The following is an 18199-nucleotide window of genomic DNA, read 5'->3' as shown; positions in this document are numbered from 1 at the left end:
CCTGAGCCATGGGGGGGCAGTCCCGCCCCACCAGCGTAAACGCTGGCGGGGACCCCGTTTTTTGATATCCTCGGGCGGAGTAAATCCGCCCTGCGGCGAGATTTTGCCTCCGGCAAAATGCTCGAGCGGCGCAAATGCGCCGGGGCGCTCCCGCGCCCTGAGGACCGCCCCCATAAAAACAGCCGCCCCGGTTGGGGCGGCTGTTTTGTGTTTGGGATCAGCCTTCTTCGGCCAGCGCCTTGGCGGCGGCGATTGCCTTCTCCTGAGCCATGGGGGGGCAGTCCTCATAGCGGACGAAGTGGAAAGTGAAGGACCCGCGGCTCTGGGTCATGGCCCGCAGGTCGATGGCGTAGGAGGTCATCTCCGCCATGGGCACCTCGGCCTCGATGATCTGCTCGCCGCCGGGAGCGGGGTTCATCCCCATCACGCGGCCGCGGCGCTTGTTCAGATCGCCGATCACGTCGCCCATATAGCTGTCGGGCACGGTGACCTTCAGCTCGCCCACCGGCTCCAGCAGCACGGGGTTGGCCTCGGGCATGGCGGCCTTATAGGCCAGTTGGGCGGCGGTCTTGAAGGCGATTTCCGAGGAGTCCACGGGGTGATAGCTTCCATCGTACAGCACGGCCTTCAGGTTGACCACCGGATAGCCGGCCAGCGGTCCGTGGACGCAGGCCTCCCGGAGGCCCTTCTCCACGGCGGGGAAGAAGTTCTTGGGTACGGAGCCGCCGAAGACCTCCTCGGCAAACTCCATCTCCTCCGCGTCGGGGTTGGGCTCGAAGCGGATCCACACGTCGCCGAACTGGCCGGAGCCGCCGGTCTGCTTCTTGTGGCGGCCCTGCTTGGAGACGGTCTTGCGGATCTTCTCCCGGTAGGGTACCCGGGGAGTCTTCAGCTCCGCCTCCACATTGAAGCGGCTCTTCAGTTTGGACACCAGTACATCCACCTGGATATCGCCGGCGGCGTAAATGACCATCTGGTGGGTCTCGGCGTTGTTCTCCACCCGGAAGGAGGGGTCCTCCTCGTTCATCCGGTTCAGGCCCTGGGCCACCTTGTCCTCCTGGCCGCGGGTCTTGGGGGAGATGGCCACCGAGTAGTTGGGCTCGGCGAAGGGGATGGGGGCCAGGGAGATGACCTTTCGGGCGTCGCACAGGGTGTCGCCGGTCTTTACCTTCTCCATCTTGCCGATGGCGCCGATGTCGCCGCAGGAGAGCTCCTTGACCTCCTCGGCCTTCTTGCCCCGCATCTGATACAGCCGGCCCAGCTTCTCGCTGTTGCCGGTGCGGGAATCCACCAGGGTCAGGTCGGGGGTGATGTTGCCGGACAGGACCTTGATGAAGGAGTATTTGCCGTACTGATCGGCCACCGTCTTAAATACGAAGGCGCACGGCACGCCGCCGGGGGCTACGGCAAACTCCTCCTTGGTGCCGTCGGGGGCGGTGCCCTTGCGCATATTGCCCTCGGCGGGGTTGGGGAGCAGGTCCACAATGTGGTCCATGAGCATCAGGGAGCCCATGGTGTTGATGGCGGAGCCGCACAGCACCGGGAACAGGGACAGCTCCCGCACGCCCTGGCGCAGGCCCTGGATCATCTCGACGTAGGTGAAGTCCTCGCCGGAGAAGAACTTGTCCATAAACTCCTCGCTGGTCTCGGCCACCGACTCCTTCAGAGCGTCGTTGAACTCGGTGACCACCTCGTCCTTCCCCTCGGGGAGGTCGATCTCCACCCGCTTGCCGTTCTGCATCTCATAGGCGCGCTTGTTCAGCACGTCGATGATGCCGGTGACCCGCTTGTTGTCGTCCCAGATGGGGACCACCAGGGGGGCGATCTTGTTGCCGAAGCGCTCCCGCAGGGCGTCGAAGGTGGCGTTGTAGTCGGAGTTCTCCTCGTCGGTCTTGGAGATATAGATGAAACGGGGCATATCCCGCTCTTCGCAGTACTTCCACGCCTTCTCCAGGCCCACGCTGATGCCGTCCTTGGCGGAGCAGACGATGATGGCCGCGTCGGCCACGGTGAGGGCCTCCATCACATCGCCGGCAAAGTCAAAAGCGCCGGGGGCGTCCAGAATGTTGATCTTACAGCCCTTGTACTCCAGAGGGGCCACAGAGGTGGAGATGGAAATCTGACGTTTGATCTCCTCCGGATCATAGTCGCACACGGTGTTTCCGTCCGCGGCTTTGCCCATGCGGTCGATGGCGCCGGTCATATAGAGCAGGCTCTCCGTCAGAGCGGTCTTGCCGCTCCCGCTGTGGCCCAGAAGGCAGACATTGCGGATGTTTTGTACAGAATAGCTCATGGTTGCTTCCACTCCTTAAAGTTTAGACGTCGGTGTCACACAGGAGAACGGTGGGCCGCCCGCCCATGGTACAATCTGTTGGTTATTATAACGTAATTTCCCCGTTCTGGCAACTGTTTTTTCGGGCGTATCAACGGTTCGCCGTCGGCTTTCTTTCAAAAAACAGGTTCATTTTTTGGAAAAGTGACTAAAAACAGCTCGTTTGTTCAAGTTAACCAACCTTATGCCAGGCATAAAAAATCCCGCCCGGGTTCGGGCGGGAAGAGAATCATTCAGTTGGCCGGCTCTTCCGGGCTGGATGGAAGGGGCTCCGCCGGAAGGATCACCACCGCGCAGGGCTCGGTCCAGGGCTGCTCCGGCAGCGCTGTCTCCACGCCCTGCTGGATGAGGAGGGCCTGAACGGCCTCCAGCTCCTCCGCCGTCACGGTACACCAGCAGGCGCCGTCCTCCTCCTGATTCCACTCCTCCCGGGCGGGGAGAAGCTCCTCCGCCTCCTGAGGGAGGGCGGACAGCACCAGGGCAGTGCCCTCCCCCCAGGGGTGCGGAACCTGGGCGGACGCGTCCAGGCTGTCCGGCAGCCCGGCGTCCCCTCCCTGATCCGGGGCTGTCTCCTGGGGCTCATCCTCCGGCTCCTGGGTATCCGAGCCGTTCTCCTGTGTCTGGCTGGCCGGGGCGGTCCCCTGAACCTGGGGCTCGGGCTCCCCCTGCGGCTCTTGGATCGTGGCCGGCTCCTGCGCGGGCTGAGCGCCGGAGCTGTCCGCATCGGGCGTATGGGCGTATGCCTCCGGGACCTCCGGACTCTCCTGTCCCAGAACGCTGCGGGTGTCTGCGGCCGGGACCTCCTCAACCTGGGAGGAGACGGCCTCCTCCTGACCGGAGGACAGGGAGGATTCCGCTTTCTCCGGAGCCTCCTCTTCCGGCGCGTCCGCCTGGGCCGGTGCGGGCTGGGCGCCGGCGGGGTCCTCCTCCTGCGCGGGCCCCGCCTCATCCAGAAGGCCGCTGGAGGAGGTATCTTCCTGTCCCTCGCTCTGACTGGCGGCGGAGGGCTCATCCACTACATTCTCACGGCTCCCCAAACCGGCCCCGTGCCAGAGTCCCAGGCAGAGGACCGCACAGGCGGCCAGTCCGGCAAGGTTCCGCCATCCGGCCCGGTTCCAGCGGGAAGCGGGCCGGCGGGCCGGGGCCGCCTCCGCCTGGATCTGCTCCATCACCCGGGCGGACAGCTCCGCCGGAGCGGGGGTCTCACCGATCTCCCGGAGGGCGTCTTCCATTTGAAACAGGACCGCATAGGCCGCCCGGCACTCCGGGCAGGACTCCAGATGCTCCTCCAGCGCCTGCCGCTCCTCCAGGGGCAGCGGGCCGTCCAGGGCCTGACTCATCCGCTCCAGCGCATCTTCGCATGTCAGCATATCGGTGTTCACCCCCCTCTCCTGCTCTTTGTCTGCTTAGACGGAGTTTCTGGGGAAAAGTTCCCCTCCTGGACCAAAAATTTTTTCAAGGCCAGCCGGGCCCGGGCGATGCGGGATTTTACCGTCCCCAGGTCCAGGTCCAATACCGCGCCGATCTCCTGATAGGACATCCCGGACAGCTCCCGCATGACCAGCACCTGCCGGTGGTGGTCGGGCAGGGCCTGGAGGCCCCGCTCCACCGCCCGGCGCAGTTCCCTCCGCTCCAGCTCCTCCTCCGGGGAGCCCCGGGGGTCCGCCGGCTCTGGCAGGGGGGCCTCCTCATCGTCCAGGGAGTGGGGACTCTCCCCCTGCTGCCGCCGCTTCCGCTTCCGGAGAAAGTCGATGCAGGCGTTGCTGGCCAGGCGGTACACCCAGGTGGAGAAGCTGCTGTTCCCCTGGAAGGAGGAGAGGCCCCGCCAGGCGTTGAGAAAGGTCTCCTGGGCCAGGTCCAGGGCGTCCTCCCGGTTTCCGGTCATCCGCAGGCACAGGGTGTACACCCGGTCCTGGCTGTCCAGCATCAGCTGCTCAAAGGCCGCCGTGTCCCCGGCCCTGGCCCGGGACACCAGCTCCCGCTCTGTCTGTGTCATGCCCTGTCCCCCCTTTTTTAATTAGAAATTAGGAATGAGGAATTAGGAGTTGCGAAAGCAGCTCAACCAATTTCTCCGGCCGGCAAATTTCTCATTTCTAATTCCTATCTCCTAATTCCTCTAAAGCCTCCAGATCCTCCCAGGCCAGGGCCCAGGAGGGGGCCCCGTCCACCGGGTCGTGGAAGAAATAGAGTTCCTTAGCCCCCATGCCCCGGTAGAGCTGCTCCGCCCGGCGGTTGCCCTGGACCACAAAAATGACCAGCTCCCGAAACCCGCTCTCCCGGGCCCACCGGGCCGCCCGGGAGATGAGCTTCCTACCCCAGCCGCTCCCCTGGGCCTCAGGGGCCACATGGAGGGAGTCCAGCAGGGCGCTGTTCTCCCGCTCCGGGAAGGGGCGGCAGGCCGCAAGCCCGGCCACGGCCCCGTCCCGCTCCAGGACGAACAGGCCGTTCTCCTTCTGCTCCCGATAGCGGGTCCACTTGTCCCGGCTCTTTTCTGGGGTCATCTCATCCAATACCCAATCCGGGATCAGTCCCCGGTAGGTCCGCTGCCAGCTGTCGGTGTACAGCCGTCCCACCGCCTCCATGTCCGCTTCCCGGGCCGGGCGAATCTCTGTACTCTGCTTCATCCGATCCCCTCCACATAAATTGAGATGTGAGATAGGAGATAGAAGATAGGAGTGACGGAGTCCGGCGGAGCCGGACGATTTCATTGCGCGCTGCGCGCGCTCCATAACTTCTATCTCCTATCTCCTCACTCCTATCTCAGCAAAGGTCCCGCTTGATCCCCTTGGTGACCCGGTACACGTCCTCCAGGGTGGTGATCTTCACGATCTGCTCCTTGTAGTAGCCCGCATGGGGGACCCCTTTCAGGTACCAGGCGTAGTGCCGCCGGGCCTCCAGGCAGGCGATCTTCTCCCCCTTATTGGCGGCGGACAGCTCAAACTGCCGCACCGCCGTGTCGCACCGCTCCGACAGGGGCGGCATGGGCGGGATCTCCCGCCCCTCCAGGGCGGCCCTGCACTGGGCGAACAGCCAGGGGTTGCCGAAGATCCCCCGGCCGATCATGGCGATGTCCGCCCCGGTGTATTTCAGGATGCGGGGGGCGTCCTCCGGCTTGAATACATCCCCGTTGGCCATCACCGGGATGCGTACCGCCTTCTTCACCTCCCGAATCCAGTCCCAGTTGGCGGCGCCGGCGTACATCTGCACCTTGGTGCGGCCGTGGACGGCCACCGCCGCCGCGCCGGCCTCCTCCATGGCCCGGGCAAACTCCACGCAGTTGATGGAGCCCTTGTCCCAGCCCAGGCGGAACTTCACCGTGACGGGACAGCCCGCCCCCCGGACCACCGCCTCCATCACCTTCACCGCCAGGTCGGGATTCCGCATCAGGCCGGAGCCGTCCCCGGAGTTGGCCACCTTGGGCACGGGACAGCCCATGTTGATGTCGATGAAGTCGGCCCCGGACACCTGGTGGGCGATGGCGGCCGCCTCCTGCATGCACACCGGGTCGCTGCCGAAAATCTGGGCGGCGGCGGGGTGCTCCCCATCCCCCAGCTTTAAAAGGGGAATGGACTTCTTGTCCTGGAAACACAGGGCCTTGGAGCTGACCATCTCGGTGCAGGTGAGCCCCGCCCCCTGCTCCCGGCAGATGGTGCGGAAGGCCACGTCGGTGACCCCGGCCATGGGGGCCAGGGCCAGGGGCGTTTTGATTTCGATTCCTCCAATGGATACCATATCAATATAATCCGGCGGAGCGGCCCGCTGGCCGTCCCTCCGCCGTCTCTATCCTTTCTCTGGTCTAAGCCGGTCCATTGTATCACACCCCCACAGCCGTTGACAAGGGCGGCGGCAGACATTAAAATTGAGGTAATGCTGCATGCAAAGAGAGCGAGGAACTTCCATGAATCTGATTCTTCTGCGCGCCCAGCTGCGGGGGCTGTCCGCCTTCCGCTCCCTGCTGGACACCCCTATGCTGAAAGACGCGCTTCAACTGCTGGACGCCGCGGCCCGTCGGGACGGGGAGGGGGCCCTGGCCGCCTATGACCAAATGTTTTACCTTCTGAAGGCGGAGGGGTACTCCGGCCTGGGGACCTGGATGTGGGATACCCTTCGATATACCGAGACCCCCTATGGAGATCTGGCCGGCTCTGGCCGCTCTGACCCGGAGCTGGAGGGGGCCGCCCGCCGGGATGTGGACGCCCTTCTCCAGCTGGCCCGGCTAGGGGCGGAGGACATCCGCGTCGCCCTGAAGCCCATTTTGACGGAGGAGTACGTCTCTGTGCTGGACAACCTCCCCGCCTGGGAGACGGGGGCCCCCTTCACCTTTGAGGAGCTCTCCGCCTTTTACCGGGAGAACGGGGCCGGGCTGTACGCCAAATACCGGGCCTTTCTCTGGGAGGATGGGCAGCTTGTCCCCGTGGCCGACCCGGACTGCCCCCACCCGGTGGAGCTGCTGGGCTATGACCAGCAGCGAAAGCAGGTGCTGGACAACACCCGCCTGCTGGTGGAGGGGAAGCCCTCCAACAACGTGCTCCTCTTCGGCGACGGGGGGACGGGCAAGTCGGCCACGGTGAAGTCCATGCTCTATCTGCCCGGCATGGAGAACCTGCGGCTCATCGAGATCCAGAAGGAGAATCTGGTGGGCATGCCCCGGCTCATCCGCTCCCTGGCCGGGCGGCGGCAGAGCTTTATTCTGTTCATCGACGACCTGGCCTTCGACCAGGACGACAAGACCTACTCCTCCCTGAAAACCATTCTGGAGGGCGGGCTGGAGAAACGGCCCCTGAATGTGGCCATCTACGCCACCTCCAACCGCCGCCACCTGGTGCGGCAGACCTTCTCCGACCGGGCGGGGGACGAGGTGGACGCCTTCGAGACCATCTCGGAAAAAACCGCCCTGGCCGAGCGCTTCGGCCTGCGCATCCCCTACATGACCATGAGCAAATCGGAGTATCTGGCCCTCATCGACCATCTGGCCGGGCTGTACCACGTGGAGATGAACCGGGAGGTCCTCCACGCCAAGGCCATGGAGTGGGAGATCCGCCACGCGGGGCGGACCCCCCGGGTGGCCCGGCAGTTCATCGCAAGTTTAAGTTGACAGGGGAACTCCCTTGTGATAAAATTCAAACAGACCGTCGGTCTGTTTGAAGGAAAGGAGCGCCATGGCCCGAAACAAACACCCGGAACAGACCGTTCAGCTCATTTTGGAGACCGCCGCACGGCTCTTTGCCCAAAAGGGGTATGACGAGACCTCCATGCAGGATATCATGGACGCCACCCACCTGTCCAAGGGGGCCATCTACCACCACTTCTCCTCCAAGCTGGATATTCTGCTCCGCATTGCCGACCAGATCCTCATGGTCAATGAGGACATGCTGGGAAAGATCCGGGACCGGAAGGGGCTCACCGGGGCGGAGAAGCTCCGGGAGCTCTTTCGGACGGCTGTGCTCCAGGACTACCAGCAGCAGCTGCTGGGCATGATGCCCTGTCTGCTGGACAACCCCAAATTCCTGGCTCTGCTGATCCGCTCCGTCTTGGACGACGCCGCCCCCCATTACGTCCAGCCCATTTTGGAGGAGGGGATGGCGGACGGCTCCATTCAGACGGACTCCCCCCGGGAACTGGCTCAGGCCCTGCTGCTGCTCACCGACCTGTGGGCCGCTCCCATTTTACAGCCTGTTCCTCCGGAGGAGGTGCGGAGCCGATGTCTTTTTCTTAATCAGCTCACCCGCCCCTTCGGCTTTACCCTGATGGACGAGGAGCTGATCCGGCAGCTGGAGGGCTACTGGCGCGCATAAGCATAAAACCGCTCTCAGGAGCGGTTTTATCCGGCCCATATACAAACCGTCGGTCGGTCTATATTTAGGAGGTATTCTATGAAGCAGCAAGTTTTTTCCCGCGACTTCACCCTGGTGGTCATCGGGCAGATTATCTCTCTGTTCGGCAACGCCATCCTCCACTTTGCCCTCCCGCTCTACCTGCTGCGGGAGACCGGTTCCTCCGCGCTGTTCGGGGTGGTCACCGCCTGCTCCTTCCTGCCCATGGTGATTCTGTCTCCCATCGGCGGAGCAGTGGCCGACCGGGTCAATAAACGCAGCATGATGGCTGGACTGGACTTTTTTACCGCCGGACTGATCCTGATGTACACACTGATATGGGGGCTCGCCCCCCTGGTGCCTGTAACTGTGGCCTGTCTGATGCTGCTTTATGCTGTCACGGTTGTCAGAAAAGTGAGGCGGCAGCACGCAAGCAGCGGAACTTCTCCTCGCGTTGCGCCGCCTCCCCCCTCCCCGGCATATCAGATAATTTTACTCTGATAAGGAGGAAAATTTTTTGCGAAAATATCCGGTTTTTCAGAATTGACATCATCCGGGCAAAGTGCTAACATAAATCTATCTTAGCTTATGAAACTTGAGGAAAGGAGCCATGCTTTTATGAAGAAGTTTGCGGCGTTCTTTTATGGCTACTTTTACTTTTTCGGCTTCAGTGTTGAAAAGGTAAGAGTGTTTTTTGCTGCAAACAAACGGCTCCCCTCCGTAGCATAAGCGGAGTATAGGAAGGTCAAAGGCCTGCGGTGAACAAACACTTCACCGCAGGCCTTTTTGCTGTGCCCCGCGCAGCAAAAATTGAGATTCGCCATTTTCTCGCCCCTTCGGGGCAACCGAAAATGATACGGAAACCTTCATGAGCCGCGACATGTTCCATGCTCTTGTGCGGACCGGATTGCTCATGAGGGTTTAGGCCATGTTTGAAAAATGTCAATATACCCAAACGGCGGTTCTTTTTCCGCCATACTGCGTTGATTTTCCTTGCAATACACAAAGTATTGCCGCGTCAAATCGCCTTGTCTGGCGAAAAAATCCCTCGCCGTCGGGCACATTTCCAATTTTCAAACAAGGCCTAAGGCCCGGTGAGACGGACAGAAAGGAAGTTTATTATGGTCATCATCGTGAAAGACGGTACAAAAGAAGAACGAATTCGGGATCTGATCCAGTGGATCGAGTCCCAGAACCTGCGCACCCACGTGTCCACCGGGGACTACTCCACCATCATCGGGGTGATCGGGGACACCAGCAAGCTGGACGAGGACCTGATCAGCGGACTGGATATTGTAGAGGGGGTCAAGCGTGTGTCTGAGCCGTTCAAGAGCGCCAACCGGAAGTTCCACCCCCAGGACTCCATCATCGAGGTGGGCGAGGAGAAGCTGAAGGTGGGCCACGGCAACTTCGCCATGATCGCCGGTCCCTGCTCCGTGGAGAGCGAGGAGCAGATCATCTCGGTGGCCAGGAGCGTGAAGGCCGCCGGGGCCACCATGCTCCGGGGGGGCGCCTTCAAGCCCCGCACCTCCCCCTACGACTTCCAGGGCCTGAAGGCCGACGGCATCGAGCTGCTGCTGGAGGCCAAGCGGGAGACCGGCCTGCCCATCGTCACCGAGATCATGAACGCCAACCACCTGCCCCTGTTTGAGGACGTGGACGTGATCCAGGTGGGGGCCCGGAACATGCAGAATTTCGAGCTCTTGAAGGAGCTGGGCAAGACGAGAAAGCCCATCCTCATCAAGCGGGGCCTGGCCAACACCATCAAGGAGCTGCTGATGAGCGCCGAGTACATCATGGCCAGCGGCAACGAGAACGTGATCCTGTGCGAGCGGGGCATCCGCACCTTTGAGACCGCCACCCGGAACACCCTGGACCTGTCCGCCGTGCCGGTGCTCCACGAGCTGACCCACCTGCCCGTCATCGTGGACCCCAGCCACGCCACCGGCGTGGCCCGGTACGTGAAGCCCATGGCCATGGCGGCGGCGGCCTGCGGGGCGGACGGCCTCATCATCGAGGTCCACAACGATCCCCCCCACGCCCTGTGCGACGGGGCCCAGTCCCTGCGGCCCGAACAGTTTGAGGATGTGGCCAAGGCGGTGCGCCGGGTGCGGGCGGCCGCCCTGGCCCAGGACTGACGGCAGAGGAGGTTTTTTCCCATGAAGGTTGGAATCGCGGGCCTGGGGCTCATCGGCGGGTCCCTGGCCAAGGCTTACAATAGAAGCGGGGCGGTGGTGTACGGCTACGACGGAAACCGGGTGGTCCAGGACTTCGCCAAGCTCCAGGGGGTTCTGGAGGGGGACCTGGACGAGAACACGGTAAAAGAGTGCGACCTGCTGCTGGTGGCCCTGTACCCCCAAGTGTCCATTGAGTATTTAAAGCATATCGCCCCCTATATCCCCCCAAACGCCCTGGTCATGGACTGCTGCGGCGTGAAGCGGGAGATCTGTGAGGTGGGTTTCGCCCTGGCAGATGAGTACGGCTTCACCTATGTGGGCGGACACCCCATGGCGGGCACCCAGTACTCGGGCTACGCCAACAGCAAGGCGGACATGTTCCAGGGGGCCCCCATGGTGGTGGTCCCCCGGGAGCGGGACGACATTCTCCTGCTGGACCGGGTGAAAAAGCTGCTCACCCCCGCCGGGTTCAGCCACGTCACCGTCACCACGGCGGAGCACCACGACGAGATGATCGCCTACACCTCCCAGATGTGCCACGTGATTTCCAACGCCTATGTAAAGAGCCCCCGGGCCCAGATGCACAAGGGCTACTCCGCGGGCAGCTATATGGACCTGACGCGGGTGGCCTGGCTCAACGAGCACATGTGGACCGACCTGTTTCTGGAAAACCGGGACTTTCTGCTCCGGGAGCTGGACGAGATGATCGGCCATTTGCAGGAGTACAAGACCGCCCTGGAGCAGGGCAACGGGGACCGGCTGTGCACCCTGCTGGCGGAGGGCCGGATCTGCAAGGAGAAGGTGGACGCGGAATGAACAGAAAGGTTTTGAACGTGGCCCTGCCGGGCCGGGAGTACGACATTGAGATCGAGCGGGGCCTGCTCTCCCGGGCGGGGGAGCGGTGCAGAGCCCTCCTCCCCAAGGCGGTGCGGCTGTATGTGATCACCGACTCCAACGTGGCCCCCCTGTACGGGGACCGGGTGGCGGACAGCCTCACCGGCGCCGGATTCCAGGTGAAGGTGAACGTGGTCCCCGCCGGGGAGGCCTCCAAAAACGCCCGGCAGCTCATCGAGCTGTGGGAGGACATGATGGCCTTCGGCCTCACCCGCACCGACGCGGTGGTGGCCCTGGGAGGCGGGGTCGTGGGAGACCTGGCGGGCTTCGCCGCCGCCTCCATCCTCCGGGGGGTGGACTTTATCCAGATCCCCACCACCCTCCTGGCCCAGGTGGACTCCTCCGTGGGGGGCAAGGTGGCCATTGATTTGAAGGCAGGCAAGAACCTGGCCGGGGCCTTCTGGCAGCCCCGGGGGGTGCTCATCGACCCGGACTGCCTGGACACCCTGCCCGACCGCACCTTCTCCGACGGCATGGCGGAGGTCATCAAATACGGCTGTATCCGGGACGACGACTTCTTCTGGATGCTGGACCGGTGCGGAGGCCGGGCAGGCGTGATGGAGCACATCGAGCAGGTCATCTACACCTGCTGCGACTTGAAGCGGCAGGTGGTCCTCCAGGACGAGCGGGACACGGGAGTGCGCATGACCCTGAACTTCGGCCACACCATCGGCCACGCCTTCGAGCTGGCCGGGCACTACCAGGTCTGGACCCACGGACAGGGGGTGGCCGCCGGTATGAGCTGGGCCGCCCAGCTGGGGGTGGCCCTGGGGGTCACGCCCCCGGAGGTGGTGGGACAGATCCGGACCACCGTGGAGAAATTCGGCCTGCCCATTGACATCCCCTGCCCCTGGGATACCATGGTGGAGGCGGTGGGCCTGGACAAGAAGCGCTCCGGGGACTCCATCACCCTGATCCTCCTCACCCGGCTGGGCCGGGCTGTGCCCCACCGGATGAAAAAGAACGAGCTCCTGGCCCTGCTGGAGCCTATGCTGGGGAGATAGGCCATGGATGTGACGATCATTCCCAATAAACTCCGGGGGACTGTCACTCCACCGTCCAGCAAATCGGTGGCCCACCGGGCGTTAATTGCCGCCGCCCTCAGCGGCGGGTTCAGCACCATCTCCAACCTGGGGGACTCCAAGGACATCCAGGCGACCCGGCGGTGTCTCTCAAATCTGAGCACCTGGATTGAAGACCTGACCCCAGATAAGGTCCGGGTCCACGGGATTGGTCACTCCCTCGTCCAGGCGGGACCTTTCCCGATGCTGGACTGCGGCGAGTCCGGGTCCACCCTGCGCTTTCTCATCCCCGTGGCTCTGCTTGTCCAGGGGGAGGCTCGGTTCACCGGCCAGGGCCGCCTGATGGAGCGGCCCTTGACCCCCTATGAAGCGCTGTTCCAAGAGAAAGGAATTTCCTGGAGTCTGGAAAACGGCGTCCTCACCATCGACAGCGGGCGGGGCTACGACCGTCTGGCTCTGGACCCGGGGAAGTACTGCCTCCCCGGGGACGTGTCCAGCCAGTTCATCACCGGCCTGCTGTTTGTGCTGCCCCTGCTGGACGGGGACAGCGACCTGGTACTCACCAGTCCCCTGGAGTCAAGGGGCTATGTGGACCTGACCCTGGATGTGCTCCGCACCTTCGGCATCCGAGTGGAGGAAAGGGCGGACGCCTTCCATGTCCCCGGTAATCAGCACTATGAGAGCCGGGACTTTACCGTGGAGGCCGACTGGTCCCAGGTCGCCTTCTGGTACGCCGCCAACTTTTTGGGGGGACAGGTGGATATTCAAGGACTGAACATGGAGTCCAAGCAGGGGGACAAGGTCATCGCCCTCCAGTACTGGCAGCTGGCCAAGCCCGGCGACGCAGAGCTGGACGTGTCCCAGTGCCCCGACCTGGTGCCCCCCCTGGCGGCCATGGCCGCCGTGCGGGCCGGGACCACCCGCCTCACCCACGCCGCCCGTCTCAGGATAAAGGAGAGCGACCGGCTCTCCACTGTGGCTGCCGCCCTGCGGGCGATGGGAGCCCAGGTGGAGGAGGGGCCGGACAGCCTGACCATCCACGGCCGGGAGCGGCTGCCCGGGGGCGGGACGGTGGACTGCTGCAATGACCACCGCATCGCCATGATGGCCGCCGTCTCCGCCGCCTTCGCCCAGGCGCCCGTGAAACTGCTGGGCGCGGAGTGCGTCAGAAAATCCTATCCGGAATTTTGGAATCATTTTATACAGCTGGGAGGGAAAGCTCATGGCCTCGTACTTCGGTAAGCACATCCATGTGTCGGTGTTCGGCCAGTCCCACGCCCCGGCCATCGGGGTGACGGTGGACGGCCTGCCCGCCGGGGAGGCGGTGGACCTGGAGGAGCTCCAGCGCTTCCTCCAGCGCCGGGCCCCGGGCCGGGACGCCGCCTCCACCCCCCGGAAAGAGGGGGATGTGCCCCAAATTTTGTGCGGACTGGTGGACGGCGTCACCTGCGGAGCCCCGCTGGCCGCCGTCATCGAGAATACCAACACCCGCTCCAAAGACTACGACGAGCTCCGGGACAAGCCCCGGCCCGCCCACGCCGACTTCACCGCCCAGGTGAAGTACGGCGGCTGCCAGGACGTGCGGGGGGGCGGCCACTTCTCCGGCCGTCTCACCGCCCCCCTGTGCATTGCCGGGGGCGTCGCCCTCCAGATTCTGTCTCGCCGGGGCATCCATATCGGGGCCCACATCCGCTCCATCGCCAACGTGGAGGACCGGCCCTTCCAGCCCCTGGGGGAGCCCCTGGAGGTGCTGGCGGGAGTAAAGCGTGCCCCCTTCCCGGTGCTGGAGGAGCGGGCCGGGGAGCGCATGCGGGCCGCCATCCTCCAGGCCCGGGAGGCCGGGGACTCGGTGGGCGGCGTGGTGGAGTGTATCGCCCAGGGGGCGCCTGCGGGACTGGGGAACCCCATGTTCCAGGGGCTGGAGAGCCAGTTCTCCGCCGCCCTGTTCGCCATCCCCGCCGTGAAGGGGGTGGAGTTCGGCTCCGGCTTCGAGGCCGCCCGTATGCGGGGCTCGGAGCACAACGACCCCTTTGTGATAGAGGACGGGGCCATCCGCACCCGGACCAACCACGCGGGCGGCATTTTAGGGGGCATCTCCAGCGGCATGCCCATCCTGTTCCGGACAGCCTTCAAGCCCACCCCCTCCATCGCCCGGAAGCAGCGCACGGTCCGCCTGTCCACCGGGACAGAGGCGGACCTGCAGATCACCGGCCGCCACGACCCCTGCATCGTCCCCAGAGCGGTGCCGGTGGTGGAGGCGGTGACCGCCCTGGTGCTGCTGGACGCCCTGCTGGACCGGAATGCCGACCAGATTTGAGACTGTCGAAAAAGTGGCGAATGCCACTTTTTGAGTCGGGCCGCAGATTTGAGAAGCGGTTCCATTTTTATAACCATTATAAATATTATACTGTGATAATACCAGGAGGATTGAATCATGAGCGAGGATTTAAAGGAACTGCGGGGGAAAATCGACTCCATCGACGCCCAGCTGGTGGACCTGTTCAAACAGCGCATGGCCGTCTCCAGGGACATCGCCGCCTATAAGAAGGAGCACAGCCTGCCCACCCTGGACGCGGGCCGGGAGCGGGCCCTGCTGGCCAAGGTGGGGGCGCAGGCCGGAGAGGAGCTGGCCGAGTACACCGAGTCGGTGTTCCGCTCCATCCTGGCGGCGGGCCGCTCCTATCAGAACCAGTGCAGCGGGGTCAAGTCCCAGGTGTACGAGACCATCCGCAGGGCCCTGGACACCACTCCGGAGCTGTTTCCCCAGCGGGCGGTAGTGGCCTGCCAGGGCATTGAGGGGGCCTATTCCCAGATCGCCTGCGACAGCATCTTCAAGTCCCCCTCCATCCTGTACTTCAACACCTTTGAACACGTGTTCAAGGCGGTGGAGACCGGCATGTGCCAGTACGGCATCCTGCCCATTGAGAACAGCACCGCCGGCTCGGTGAACGCCATCTACGACCTGATGACCCGCCACAACTTCTCCATCGTCCGCGCCGCCCGGCTGAAGGTGAGCCACAACCTGCTGGCCAAGCACGGCGCCAAGCTGGAGGACATCCGGGAGGTATTCTCCCACGAGCAGGCCATCAACCAGTGCTCCAACTACCTGGCCGGCCTGAAGGGCGTCAAGGTGACGGTGGTGGAGAACACCGCCATGGCCGCCCGCATGGTGGCCCAGTCCGACCGCACCGACGTGGCCGCCCTGTCCTCCCGGTTCTGCGGGGAGGAGTACGGCCTGAACCTGCTCCAGACCAACGTCCAGGACCAGGACAACAACTACACCCGCTTCATCTGCATCTCCAAGAGCCCGGAGATCTACCCCGGGGCGGACCGCACCTCCCTGATGATGACCCTGCCCCACAAGCCCGGCTCTCTGTACAACGTGCTCTCCAAGTTTTACTCCCTGGGCATCAACCTGCGGAAGCTGGAGAGCCGCCCCCTCCCCGACCAGGAGTTTGAGTTCATGTTCTACTTCGACCTGGAGTGCTCCGTCTACGCCCCCGAGATGGAGCGGCTGTTCCGGGATCTGGAGGAGGAGAGCGAGCAGTTCCGCTACCTGGGCACCTACAACGAGGTCATCTGCTGATGGTCCCGGAGCATCTGGAGTTCGGCCTGCTGGGGGAGCACCTGGGCCACAGCTTCTCCCCCGCCATCCACAAGCAGCTGGGCGGCTATGACTACCAGCTGGTGGAGCTCCCCCCGGACCAGGTGGGCCCCTTTCTCCAGGAGGGGAGCTTCCGGGGGCTGAACGTGACCATCCCATACAAAAAGACAGTGATGGCCTACTGCCAAAAACTCTCCCCGGCGGCGGAGCGCATCGGCAGCGTCAACACCATTATGCGGAAAGCGGACGGCTCTCTGTACGGGGACAACACCGACTACGACGGATTCCGCTACCTGCTCCAGTCGGCGGGGGCCCAGGTCCGGGGGAAGAAGGTGCTGGTTCTGGGCTCCGGCGGAGCATCCCTCACAGTGCGGGCGGTGCTGGCGGACCTGGGGGCTGGGGATGTGGTCACCATCTCCCGCCGCGGCCCGGACAACTACGGCAACCTGGACCGCCACCGGGACGCGGAGTATATCGTCAATGCCACCCCGGTGGGGATGTACCCCAACACCGGCATATCTCCGGTGGATTTGGACCAGTTCCCCCGCTGCAAAGGGGTCTTTGACCTGATCTACAACCCCGCCAAGACCCAATTTCTGCTGGACGGCCAGCGGCGGGGCATGCTGTGGGCCAACGGCCTGGGGATGCTGGTGGCCCAGGCCCGGGCGGCGGCGGAGCGCTTTTTGGATGTCCCAATTTCAGAGGAGCGGGTGGCTGAAATTACCGCCGATATGGAAAAGAAAACACACAACCTGCTGCTCATCGGCATGCCCGGCTGCGGCAAGACCACCGTTGGCCGGGAGTTGGCCCGCCGCCTGAACCGTCCCCTGGAGGATGTGGACCGGCGTATCGCCGCGGCGGCCGGACGCCCTATCCCGGAGATCTTCGCCCAGGAGGGTGAGGAGGGCTTCCGAATCAGAGAGCATCTGGCCCTCTGCGCGGTTTCCAAGGAATCCGGACGGGTGATCGCCTGCGGCGGCGGCATCGTCACCAGGAAAGAGAACTGGGACCCCATGCGGCAGAACTCCACCGTCATTTACCTGCGCCGGGACCTGTCTCTGCTCCCCACCAGCGGCCGCCCCATGTCCCAGGCCAATCCGGTTGAAAAACTCTACCGCCAGCGCGCCCCTCTGTACGAACAGCTGGCGGACCTGACGGTGGAGAACCGCGGCACACCGGCAGAGACAGCAAATGAAATTATCAGGAGGCTTGGATTATGAAGCTGCTAGTTTTAAACGGACCAAACCTGAACTTCTTGGGCATTCGGGAACCGGATATTTACGGCAGGCAGGACTTTGCCGCGTTGGAGGAGTTTATCCGAAGCGCGGCTCAGGAATTTCAGGTAGAGGTGGAACTGTTCCAGTCCAATTATGAGGGCGCGCTGGTGGAAAAAATCCAATGGGCCTATGGAAAAATGGATGGGATCGTCATCAATCCGGCCGCCTATACCCACACCAGCGTGGCTATTTTAGATGCTTTGAAGGCGGTGTCCCTCCCCGCCGTGGAGGTCCACCTGTCCGACGTGAACAGCCGTGAGACCTTCCGGCGTATCTCCTACCCCGGAATGGCCTGTGAACGTACCTTCTCCGGGCTGGGATTCGAGGGATACCGCCAGGCAATTCAATATTTGAAAGAGACATATGGAGCATAACCGCGGTTTGTCATCATCTGCCCGGTCTACCAAATCTCTACCAGGTCTACCGCCGGAAAGCCTTGCGCGCCAAGGGGTTCCGGCGGTTTCTTTTTGCTGTTTTCGGGGCCGGTCCGCAAAGTTTCACTTTTAAGAGGGAACCTGCGGCTCTCTCTTTTTACATCCCGCGCGCGTTTTAAATCATGCCGGAGCGCCCGCCATGCGGACAAGTGCTCTTGGCGTCGTGCCGATGGGAAACTTGCCAAGGTTGTTGACGGCGCTGGCAGTGCCAGCCCGCGGGCGCCTCCGCGCCGCATCTATAAAATTGCTCTGTATAGTGAAAAGGGACAGGTCTTAGACCTGTCCCTCGGGCAGTCGAAAAAGTCCAAGGACTTTTCCGACTGCCTGAAAAAATGCCGTTACTTTCCCGCCGCTGCGCGGTGGAAAAGTCCTCGCTGCGCTCGCTGAACGCCTTGCTCTGCAAGGTGTTCAGGGCATTTGATCCCACTCGAGGCGGGCTGCCGCCCCCTCGAGCTCCCCCGCCCCAACTTGAGCGGATTCATCTCAACAGAGGTTTTTTGGCAAGCTGAAGGGACAGGTCTTAGACCTGTCCCTTCAGGCAGTCGAAAAAGTCCAAGGACTTTTCCGACTGCCTGAAAAAATGCCGTTACTTTCCCGCCGCTGCGCGGTGGAAAAGTCCTCGCTGCGCTCGCTGAACGCCTTGCTC

16 protein-coding genes are annotated in these 18199 nt (G+C 63.3%); 11 read left to right on the top strand and 5 right to left on the bottom strand.

The window, feature by feature from the left end:
* Positions 1–217: 217 nt before the first annotated feature.
* The 5 genes from B5F19_RS14200 to dusB all read right to left on the bottom strand — a co-directional run bounded on the left by B5F19_RS14200 (position 218) and on the right by dusB (position 6064).
* Positions 218–2293 (bottom strand): elongation factor G, encoded by a 2076-nt coding sequence (locus tag B5F19_RS14200; RefSeq protein WP_087291587.1) that lies wholly within the window; start codon positions 2291–2293, stop codon positions 218–220.
* A gap of 272 nt (positions 2294–2565) precedes the next feature.
* The gene (locus B5F19_RS14195; protein ID WP_140394242.1) at positions 2566–3702 is read right to left on the bottom strand and encodes a zf-HC2 domain-containing protein; all 1137 of its coding nucleotides are present in this window, start codon (positions 3700–3702) and stop codon (positions 2566–2568) included.
* A gap of 8 nt (positions 3703–3710) precedes the next feature.
* Entirely contained in the window at positions 3711–4328 is a 618-nt protein-coding gene (locus tag B5F19_RS14190) for a sigma-70 family RNA polymerase sigma factor (protein ID WP_087291584.1), read from the bottom strand.
* A gap of 97 nt (positions 4329–4425) precedes the next feature.
* Positions 4426–4956, bottom strand: coding sequence for a GNAT family N-acetyltransferase (locus B5F19_RS18275; RefSeq protein ID WP_162612588.1), 531 nt, complete (start codon positions 4954–4956; stop codon positions 4426–4428).
* A gap of 136 nt (positions 4957–5092) precedes the next feature.
* Positions 5093–6064, bottom strand: a complete 972-nt coding sequence (gene dusB / locus B5F19_RS14180) for a tRNA dihydrouridine synthase DusB (RefSeq protein ID WP_087291580.1) — start codon at positions 6062–6064, stop codon at positions 5093–5095.
* Between the two features lie 166 nt (positions 6065–6230).
* Here dusB and B5F19_RS14175 point away from each other — a divergent pair, with 166 nt between their 5' ends.
* The 11 genes from B5F19_RS14175 (at position 6231) to aroQ (ending at position 17493) form a co-directional block, all read left to right on the top strand.
* The gene (locus tag B5F19_RS14175) at positions 6231–7427 is read left to right on the top strand and encodes an ATP-binding protein (protein WP_087291578.1); all 1197 of its coding nucleotides are present in this window, start codon (positions 6231–6233) and stop codon (positions 7425–7427) included.
* A 64-nt stretch (positions 7428–7491) separates the two neighbouring features.
* The gene (locus B5F19_RS14170; RefSeq protein WP_087291576.1) at positions 7492–8127 is read left to right on the top strand and encodes a TetR/AcrR family transcriptional regulator; all 636 of its coding nucleotides are present in this window, start codon (positions 7492–7494) and stop codon (positions 8125–8127) included.
* Between the two features lie 78 nt (positions 8128–8205).
* Complete coding sequence (locus tag B5F19_RS17245; protein WP_140394241.1) at positions 8206–8646, top strand: MFS transporter; 441 nt, start codon at positions 8206–8208, stop codon at positions 8644–8646.
* 620 nt (positions 8647–9266) lie between these two features.
* The gene (aroF, locus tag B5F19_RS14160) at positions 9267–10283 is read left to right on the top strand and encodes a 3-deoxy-7-phosphoheptulonate synthase (protein ID WP_087291574.1); all 1017 of its coding nucleotides are present in this window, start codon (positions 9267–9269) and stop codon (positions 10281–10283) included.
* A gap of 21 nt (positions 10284–10304) precedes the next feature.
* Positions 10305–11138 carry a prephenate dehydrogenase/arogenate dehydrogenase family protein gene (locus tag B5F19_RS14155; RefSeq protein ID WP_087291572.1) on the top strand — a complete coding sequence of 278 codons (834 nt, stop codon included), beginning with the start codon at positions 10305–10307 and terminating at the stop codon, positions 11136–11138.
* Entirely contained in the window at positions 11135–12220 is a 1086-nt protein-coding gene (gene aroB / locus B5F19_RS14150; RefSeq protein ID WP_087291570.1) for a 3-dehydroquinate synthase, read from the top strand. Before B5F19_RS14155 ends, aroB begins: the two co-directional genes overlap by 4 nt.
* Positions 12221–12223: 3 nt before the next feature.
* Positions 12224–13480 carry a 3-phosphoshikimate 1-carboxyvinyltransferase gene (locus B5F19_RS14145; RefSeq protein WP_087291568.1) on the top strand — a complete coding sequence of 419 codons (1257 nt, stop codon included), beginning with the start codon at positions 12224–12226 and terminating at the stop codon, positions 13478–13480.
* On the top strand, positions 13461–14555 hold the full coding sequence (gene aroC / locus B5F19_RS14140; RefSeq protein ID WP_087291566.1) for a chorismate synthase: 1095 nt from the start codon (positions 13461–13463) through the stop codon (positions 14553–14555). Before B5F19_RS14145 ends, aroC begins: the two co-directional genes overlap by 20 nt.
* Before the next feature lie 117 nt (positions 14556–14672).
* Positions 14673–15824, top strand: a complete 1152-nt coding sequence (gene pheA, locus B5F19_RS14135) for a prephenate dehydratase (protein ID WP_087291564.1) — start codon at positions 14673–14675, stop codon at positions 15822–15824.
* Entirely contained in the window at positions 15824–17062 is a 1239-nt protein-coding gene (locus tag B5F19_RS14130; protein ID WP_242972825.1) for a shikimate kinase, read from the top strand. The genes pheA and B5F19_RS14130 overlap by 1 nt, the downstream gene beginning before the upstream one ends.
* Entirely contained in the window at positions 17059–17493 is a 435-nt protein-coding gene (gene aroQ / locus B5F19_RS14125) for a type II 3-dehydroquinate dehydratase (protein WP_087291562.1), read from the top strand. The genes B5F19_RS14130 and aroQ overlap by 4 nt, the downstream gene beginning before the upstream one ends.
* Positions 17494–18199: the final 706 nt, after the last annotated feature.

It is taken from the genome of Pseudoflavonifractor sp. An184 (genome assembly GCF_002160305.1).
Taxonomy (GTDB): Bacteria; Bacillota; Clostridia; order Oscillospirales; family Oscillospiraceae; genus Lawsonibacter; species Lawsonibacter pullicola.
This window is presented reverse-complemented; position numbering and strand designations above follow the sequence as displayed.